Genomic DNA, 7,520 nt, shown 5'->3' on the forward strand with positions numbered 1-7,520 from the left:
AAATTACGGTGTATTCCTCAGCCAAAATCGGCGCCACGCGATGCCAAGTGGCATGGGTGCGAGGATGACCGTGCAACATCAGAAGCGGTGGGCCCCCTCCACCAACCCGCACTCTGAGCGTCGCTTCCGGAAGTTTGATCTGCTCCAGCGAGAAACCTTCAAACACGCAACTCCCTCCATTCGCAACATTTGCCAAACGTGTAAACGGAGAGGCAGTTCAATGTCGGCTTCCGCGGGATGTGAACTTGCCACGTATGTCCGAGAAGGATCGTTTGTCGACTGGCGGTTTCAAATTGGAGCGGAATCTGATTCAGGTTCAGCATGAGCCGATATGACCTGACCGACTTCGAATGGCGCGTGATCGAGCCACTGTTGCCCAATAAGCCGCGAGGGGTGCCGCGCGTCGATGATCGGCGGGTGCTGAACGGCATCTTCTGGGTGCTGCGATCGGGTGCGCCATGGCGCGATCTGCCTGAGCGATACGGCCCACGCACAACCTGCTACAATCGCTTTGTCCGATGGCGGAAAGCAGGTGTGTGGGATCGCCTCATGGCCAACATTACCAAAGCCCATGACGGTGAGGTGCAGATGATCGACACCTCCATTGTTCGCGTCCATCAGCAGGGTGCGACGGCAAAAAGGGGGATCGAGATCATTGTCTCGGCCGATCCCGAGGCGGGCTGACAACCAAAATCCATGCTCTTGTCGCCGCGAAAGGCAGGCCGATCAAGCTGATGTTACGGTAGGTCAGATGAGTGACGTCGCTTCCGCAGCGGACTTGATCACGGATTTGCCCGAGGGTGCCATGCTGCTCGCAGACAAGGGCTATGATGCCAATGCCTTGCGCACTGTCGTCACCGAGCGAAAGGCATGGGCCAACATCCCGCCCAAGGCCAACCGCAAGGACCCGATGTGCTTCAGCCCCTTCCTCTACAAGGCACGCACCTCGTCGAACGCTTCTTCAACAAGGCCAAGCACTTCCGTCGCATCGCAACTCGATATGACAAGCTGGCAGAAAACTACCTCGCTGCCCTCAAACTCGTCTGCGTCCGTATTTGGCTACGCGTTAATGAGTCTACGTCCTAGAACACGTTGATCAACCGCAGAGAAAACAGCACGATTGCGACCAGCACGTAAACCCCAAGCAGCCAGACTACCGGCATAAAGATGCCGGTATGGTGTTTCAGCTTCAGAGTAGCTCTTCGGAGCAACCTATACATTTCATATTCCGCAACCCATTCCCACAACTATCGAGAGATATTCTCGTTCCACCAGTGCAAAGGAGTTGAACTCGGCCGTCTGGCTGACTCCTCCAAAACAGCTAAACCCGTTCTCCATCTCCTTCGCTGTAGCTACACTCTGGTGAGTCTTAAGAGGCAATTCAGACGCCAATCCGATTGTCCCAAAGCGGGACTAGAACCTTCGAACACCGCCAAGCTTGTGCGTCGGCCAGCAGCCCGACACTTTCGGGCAGACCGTCAGGTGTGTTGCCGTTTTGGGCCAGCGCATCGGTGATCTTCAAATCCTCAACGCGGACGGTGCCTGACGTGACGAACAGCCCGCGATAGCCGCCGTCAGACAACGTATGCCCGTCGCCCAAAATGGTGTCGTTGCTGTGCACATGCGGCAGGTTGCCGCCGCCGCAGTCAGCCTGATGTCGCTGGTCAAGGTGATCCTGTCGCCATCGGCTTGGCCGGCCAGTGCCGAGCGCAGCTCAGATTCGTTGCCGACGACGTACTCCGTTGCAAACGCGGGGCCAATTGCGGCGCCGACAGGATCAGGGCCGCCGACGTCGTCCAGTCGCACGCATCAGCGGCCGCCTTCTGTTTGCAATGAGATGCATTCGATTGATCCCCCTGCCCGGAAGGTACATTGCGAGGCCCGGCCCCTGAGCGCAGGCGACGCAGCGGCCGGAAGGTGACGGATTGAGTCTTGTTGACCAGTCGTCATTTGAGGAGATCCGGACCGCCCGCAGGCCTTGTTGCGCCAGCGGAACATGATCGGCCTCACAAAGGCACGGTTTCGGGTACTGAACGTCAGGCAGCAAGGTCATTTCTTTGCCATCTGACGTAGCCAAAGAAACCAAGGGAGCAGCCAACTCGGATCGATATGTTATCCGGCTGCACCGGCCCACCGTGTCGTGCCAGTCGGTCGACGTCGCCGTTTTGCCCGATCCTGAGCGAGCGAATGCGAGTTCCTGACGGATCATTTTGACAATGAGGGCTTTATGTACCCTGAAGCACTGATGATTGCTGCGGGCGATAGTGCACGAAGAGCTGCTTTCGCCAATAGGCCGGCCGACAACGGCTGAGCGCGCTATTCAGCTAGCCAGGCCGCGCATGCGATAGGACGGGTTCCAGAAGCAGGGTAACTCGACACTGACGCTGGTGGTGGCTTGCGAGTGAAGGGGTTGATTGGCCCAACGCGTAATGGAGACTAGCAATGGGAAATCCTCAATCGATACCTCATCGATACCTCATGGATCCTGATTATGCTGTTCGCAGCGGGGTCGCTATAGGCCGGTGACGTCATCAGGTGGAGCTTGTTCCGCCACTCGGATCGCTTGCCGTTTCGCTCCATTGGTTTTGGAACAAAATTTTTTAGCCGCAGTTTTACGCGGTGAAGGGACGCATTTTCCAAGGAGATCTCTCATGAAAGGCGTTCTGATCACCAGCTTGCTAGCAATCAGCGTCAGCTGCGGNGCCGGCGCTGCCAATTGCCAGAATGGCGCCAAGATGGACGAGCAGGCTCAGGGCAAGGCCGGCGCTGCGACTGATCAACAGGCGCAGGGCAAACCGAAGCTGAAGACCGACGAGCAGGCCCAGGGCAAGGCCGGCGCTACGACTGATCAACAGGCGCAGGGCAACAAGAAGCTGAAGACCGAAGAGCAGGCCCAGGGCAAGGCCGGCGCTACGACTGACCAGCAGGCCACGGGCAGCACCAAAATGAAGACCGACGAACAGGCCCAAGGCAAGGCCGGAACCACCACTACCGAGCAGGCCCAAGGCAACACGAAAATGAAGACCGAGGAGCAGGCTCAGGGCAAGACTNCCGGAACCACCACTACCGAGCAGGCCCAAGGCAACACGAAAATGAAGACCGAGGAGCAGGCTCAGGGCAAGACTGGGACCACGACCACCGAGCAGACTCAGGGCAATGCCTCGACGCAGACGCAAGACCAGAGTTCGACCGCTTCCATCACCAATGTGACCGTTGAACAGAAGACGGAGATCACGCAGGTCATCAAGGAGACGAACGTCCAACCGGTTTCCAGCGTCGATTTCGACATCTCTGTCGGCATCGAAGTTCCGCGGAAGAAGGTCCGGCTGCATCGTCTGCCGGCGCGCATCGTCAAAATCGTCCCGGCTTACGAATCCTATGAATATTTCGTGCTGGCCGACGGCCGAATCGTCATCGTTGATCCGAATACCTACAAGATCGTGGTTATCCTGAGCTAGTTGTGGCCAGACGGTCTACAACTGAGTTGATTGTACCAAAGCCCGCCGCGCAGCTCGGGCGGCGGGCTTTTCGGTACCCGGCTCCAGCGTCTGCAAGGTCCGCCCTCGGGGCGAGGAGTGAGCATGGTCTGATCGACCGTGGAACACTATCGTGAAGGCGACCAACTGTTCCCGGTCGACGCTGGCGAAGCTGGCGAAGCGCCTTGCGCCTGCCCTGAAGCTGCTACGAGGAACTGTCCGTTTGCTGCCCATCGGCTCAAGGTGAACTGCTCGAACCGGCGCGCCAGCTGGACGTCGCCGCTGATCGCCTCGCGCGCCTCGTTGACGCCGAAGCAGACGAGCGAGATCTGCAGACGGTTACTGAGAAAGCGTGGCGTGTTCAGCACGATCCGCTGCTCGCGATAGGATCCGGCGAGGATATTGTCCACCTCGTCGATGACCAGGACCTGCACGCCAATCGCCTCCATGATCCGCAGTGCGGATTGCTCCATTTGGGCAATGTCGGCGCGCCGCCATTGCGGTACTCCGAGCAGGGTAAGCAGTTCGGCGTAGAACCGCCGTTCTCCGGGCCGGCTGGTCATCTCCATGGCGAGAACCGGTGTTCTCAAAGTGCCGGTCACCGGAGGCTTGGCGGGTGTTCGTCCCTGAACTTCTTCATGATCATGGTTTTACCCAGGCCGCTGTCGCCATAAATTGCGACCGAAGGCACGCGCGTGCCCTGCGGATGATCAAGGAGCCGGCTCAAACGATCGTGCTCGCGATCGTCCTGCCTCAACCGCGTCATCATCGCCGGCGAGCGCCATAGCCAAACCGGGAGCGCTTACTCTCCACGGAGCACCGGGCATTGTCTGGTTGTGAAGACGGTGCTTGATCACCAGCCGCCTGAGTGTGTCTTCGNATGTACTAGAAACCCATGGACACTATGGAACCCCACGGCCACGGGATGGCGGCCGATCTTTTGACATCGGAAGTTGCCAATGCCAGGCAGCGCATCCACCGGACCGAGTTCGCGCTTCAACGCACTGAAGAAATGCTGGCCGAAAATCTCGCGCTGTGCAGCAGGATACGAACTGCGGTCGAGGCCGCAGACCGCTTGATGAAGATCGATCCCCCCCAGCTTTGAAGGACGTCGCGCGGGTTGAACTGGGCCGGCGTTTCATTCGTCGCGACCTTGCGGCACCCTGCCGCAAGAGCCTGCCCTGTCGGCATCACAGCGTGAGCAAACATTGACAGAAGCATTCCAACATTCACGATGTGCAACACCGACGCTAGATCGACACGAATCCTCAGTTCAAAGAGCGAGGATTAATGCTGCGGCAAACGAAGGGGCACGGGGCGTCTTCGCGCGAGCCAGTTATCCGATCTCCCGCTCAAAAATTTCTACCAAATATTCCGACCTCCTGATGGAACCCATTCGTCGCGAGCGAGTTGCGGCTCATTGGGACGGATTTCCCGTACATGACAACCAGCAACAAAGCAGACCATCAGTCTGTCTCCGAAGCGTTTCGGAAACTGATCCGTTCCGAAGGCTATCGTCATCACGTACAAACGTTCTTGAATCTGGAGGTCGAACCAGAACTGCCGCCAACGTTACAGTCATTACTTGCGGCTATTGACCAGGCAAAACAGGGGTCGACGGAAGAAGTCCCTAGCCGGCTGGCTGAGCGTCAGGTCCAAAGAGTATAGAGGCTCTTTCGTGGCTTGTCCCTCTGGTTCCCGCTCAGAAATTCCACCAAACATTTCTTCTTGATTTTTCCCGACACAGGGTCATGAATTTCTCCTTGGGTTCTCGCTGAGGTGGGAGGCCTTGTATGAACGTTTGGACGAACTGCCGACCCGACAAGGTGACTGCCAAACACCTTGTTCACGAGCTGATCCTACAAGCCCGTCGCGGCCAAATCGTCTCCGTCAAAGAGACTATTGCAGCGGTGCGCCGAGACGGGCCACATCTGGCGGAAACTGACTGCGAACTCGTGGAGTTTATTGTCAACTTTGCCCCAGCCTTTGGCATGTTCGTCGCGTTCGACCTGCGCGAATAGCCTCATGGCAACCCATTGGTTCTTTCCTCCGGTATACGTCGGGATGATTCGACCAAGGTTGTTGACGAAAGGCGGATCGAAGCATGCTCTACAGGTCGAGAGGGGGGTCCTCGCGCGATCCAGTTCGAGACCGTGTCGCGACGGTCCGTCCTGTTGAGGAGTACAGTGATTGCTTGCCCTAGAAGCGGACCGACCCTTTGCGCGTCGGCACTGCGCCTTATTTGGTGGCCTCCGACGAAGAACTAACCGAGGCAATCGTCGAGGCAGCAACTGCCATGGGCCTCTGCGTGGCATTNTTTGGTGGCCTCCGACGAAGAACTAACCGAGGCAATCGTCGAGGCAGCAACTGCCATGGGCCTCTGCGTGGCATTCGACGGTCGCGAGTAGCTGTCGGCCGACTTCGCTTGTGGTGACCTCGCAATGGGCGCGCGCCCGTGTGCCAGCCATTCACTTTCGACGTTCCGGCCTTGGCGTGACAGCCCTCAAATTAACGCTCTCGCCGAGGGACGAATAAGCATCGGATGCCGCAGATTTCCGACTGGTCCTTTGACGCGATCGTCGCAAGGAGTAGACCGACACCAAGCGAAATGACCAGGGCGACACCCACCGGAAGATGATGCATACCGGCTTCGTACCGACCGCTCAGACAACCGTCGATGAACGTTTGGAAACATCCCGTCACGGACTCAGACATGCCTAACAAACGGTAACCGTCCTNAGCTACCGGAAGATGATGCATACCGGCTTCGTACCGACCGCTCAGACAACCGTCGATGAACGTTTGGAAACATCCCGTCACGGACTCAGACATGCCTAACAAACGGTAACCGTCCTCATCGCTGAGCCGGTTGGTAGAGTCGAAATCCGCTAGCCGCCTGAGGTCCCTTCGTAGCCCTCCACTGGTTCAACCCTCCGGTCCGCGTGAAGACCGAGCGTTTCGGGATCATCCGCAGCGTCGACAACGCCGAGGCAGCCGGCGAGGAGCTGATGAAGTGGACCAAGCGTGGCCCGTGGTGGGACCTCGCGGTGCGCGTTTGCATGGCCGTGATCTTCGACGAGATGGAACCCGAGGAGGCCCGCAAGGCATTCCTGGCTGCTGCAAAAGAGGAGGGGACATTACTCCCCCCAAAGACAATTAGCTAAATTGGATGCGGTACAAGGTTCTTGGTGCCTCTTACCAATACCGCCTTCGCGAAAGGAGCCCGCCGCCGGTGAGGGAGAGGCGACGGACCCTCCTACAGCGGCTGCACATCCACGAAGAATCCCGCTGCCACCTCTAAACCCGCGATGGCCTACATCGTTCCCTTAGCTGCGGCTAAAGCGGGGTTGGTCAGGGGGCTCTTCCCGCTCTAAGTTCCCCTTTATGGGTCCCCTCTTGGTTCCGGTCTACGTGAAGACGAAACGTCCGGGCATTCGCAATGGGGTCAGCCACGTCGAGGGAGCCGCCGAAGAACTCGTGGCGTGGGACACAAAGGGCCCGAAGTGGACCAAGGCGGTCCAATCCTGCGTCGATGCGTTCGAGGGCAGGGTGTGCCCCCATGGGTCCGTGAAGCCTTTGAGGCGGCTGCCAAGGAGGCCAACGTGTATCTCTCCCCTGAGTAGGAGGTATTATGGCGCCCATCTGGTTCGTCCCTCCGGTGTTCGTGAAGACTGAAACCGGTGTCAGGCATGGCTGCAACAATGCGAAGGAAGCCCTTGAGCAGCTCAAGATATGGACCCGGCGAGGGCCTCGCTGGCATAAGGCGGTGACCCTCTGCCTGTCAGCCTTGGAGGGCGATTCAATTGACCCCCACATAATACGAAAGGCCTTTGAGGCTGCCGCTAAGGAGGCCAACGTGTATCTCTCCCCTGAGTAGGAGGTGTCGTGGCAACCCATTGGTTCTCCCCTCCGGTGTACGTCAAGCTCACGGCCGGCAGCGAAACTAAAGAAGTAGTCGCGCGTTGGACGGCGGATAACGCTGTTTCGTCTCTGAGTATGGTTTAGGTCAGAGTGGTCAAGCCAACGTCGCGTAAGGCAATCAAT

General features: G+C 58.2%; 8 protein-coding genes and 3 pseudogenes. 7 read left to right on the forward strand and 4 right to left on the reverse strand.

What is annotated here, in order from left to right; translation table 11 throughout:
• Nucleotides 1-166 (reverse strand): annotated as a pseudogene (locus tag X760_RS78745) (alpha/beta hydrolase); the annotation flags it as partial.
• Nucleotides 167-321: 155 nt separating this feature from the next.
• On the opposite strand from X760_RS78745, the pseudogene X760_RS76020 reads away from it, so the two are divergent.
• Nucleotides 322-1,086 (forward strand): annotated as a pseudogene (locus X760_RS76020) (IS5 family transposase).
• Here X760_RS76020 and X760_RS77045 read toward each other — a convergent pair.
• Nucleotides 1,083-1,220: a hypothetical protein gene (locus X760_RS77045; protein ID WP_023723207.1), complete on the reverse strand. Its 138-nt coding sequence runs from the start codon at nt 1,218-1,220 to the stop codon at nt 1,083-1,085. The pseudogene X760_RS76020 and the gene X760_RS77045 overlap by 4 nt on opposite strands.
• Before the next feature lie 161 nt (nt 1,221-1,381).
• Complete coding sequence (locus X760_RS73295) at nt 1,382-1,621, reverse strand: hypothetical protein (protein WP_023723208.1); 240 nt, start codon at nt 1,619-1,621, stop codon at nt 1,382-1,384.
• 1,030 nt (nt 1,622-2,651) lie between these two features.
• Here X760_RS73295 and X760_RS73300 point away from each other — a divergent pair.
• The gene (locus tag X760_RS73300) at nt 2,652-3,458 is read left to right on the forward strand and encodes a DUF1236 domain-containing protein (RefSeq protein WP_023723209.1); all 807 of its coding nucleotides are present in this window, start codon (nt 2,652-2,654) and stop codon (nt 3,456-3,458) included.
• A gap of 230 nt (nt 3,459-3,688) precedes the next feature.
• Here X760_RS73300 and X760_RS76025 read toward each other — a convergent pair.
• Nucleotides 3,689-4,209 (reverse strand): annotated as a pseudogene (locus X760_RS76025) (TniB family NTP-binding protein); the annotation flags it as partial.
• A 192-nt stretch (nt 4,210-4,401) separates the two neighbouring features.
• Between X760_RS76025 and X760_RS73310 the strand changes: the two are divergent.
• From X760_RS73310 to X760_RS73325, 5 genes are all read left to right on the forward strand, one after another.
• Nucleotides 4,402-4,581 carry a hypothetical protein gene (locus X760_RS73310; RefSeq protein WP_023723212.1) on the forward strand — a complete coding sequence of 60 codons (180 nt, stop codon included), beginning with the start codon at nt 4,402-4,404 and terminating at the stop codon, nt 4,579-4,581.
• A gap of 335 nt (nt 4,582-4,916) precedes the next feature.
• Nucleotides 4,917-5,144, forward strand: a complete 228-nt coding sequence (locus X760_RS77050; RefSeq protein WP_156948385.1) for a hypothetical protein — start codon at nt 4,917-4,919, stop codon at nt 5,142-5,144.
• A gap of 125 nt (nt 5,145-5,269) precedes the next feature.
• Nucleotides 5,270-5,497 carry a hypothetical protein gene (locus tag X760_RS73315; protein WP_023723213.1) on the forward strand — a complete coding sequence of 76 codons (228 nt, stop codon included), beginning with the start codon at nt 5,270-5,272 and terminating at the stop codon, nt 5,495-5,497.
• A 921-nt stretch (nt 5,498-6,418) separates the two neighbouring features.
• Complete coding sequence (locus X760_RS73320; protein WP_023723215.1) at nt 6,419-6,640, forward strand: DUF982 domain-containing protein; 222 nt, start codon at nt 6,419-6,421, stop codon at nt 6,638-6,640.
• A 467-nt stretch (nt 6,641-7,107) separates the two neighbouring features.
• On the forward strand, nt 7,108-7,353 hold the full coding sequence (locus X760_RS73325) for a DUF982 domain-containing protein (RefSeq protein ID WP_023723216.1): 246 nt from the start codon (nt 7,108-7,110) through the stop codon (nt 7,351-7,353).
• Nucleotides 7,354-7,520: the final 167 nt, after the last annotated feature.

This window comes from Mesorhizobium sp. LSHC420B00 (assembly GCF_000503055.1).
In the GTDB taxonomy this organism is placed as follows: Bacteria; Pseudomonadota; Alphaproteobacteria; order Rhizobiales; family Rhizobiaceae; genus Mesorhizobium.

Coding starts and splice junctions, on each gene's coding strand:
- X760_RS77045 (WP_023723207.1), bottom strand. CDS start 1,220: ATGTATAGGTTGCTCCGAAGAGCTACTCTGAAGCTGAAACACCATACC.
- X760_RS73310 (WP_023723212.1), top strand. CDS start 4,402: ATGGCGGCCGATCTTTTGACATCGGAAGTTGCCAATGCCAGGCAGCGC.
- X760_RS77050 (WP_156948385.1), top strand. CDS start 4,917: ATGACAACCAGCAACAAAGCAGACCATCAGTCTGTCTCCGAAGCGTTT.
- X760_RS73315 (WP_023723213.1), top strand. CDS start 5,270: ATGAACGTTTGGACGAACTGCCGACCCGACAAGGTGACTGCCAAACAC.
- X760_RS73325 (WP_023723216.1), top strand. CDS start 7,108: ATGGCGCCCATCTGGTTCGTCCCTCCGGTGTTCGTGAAGACTGAAACC.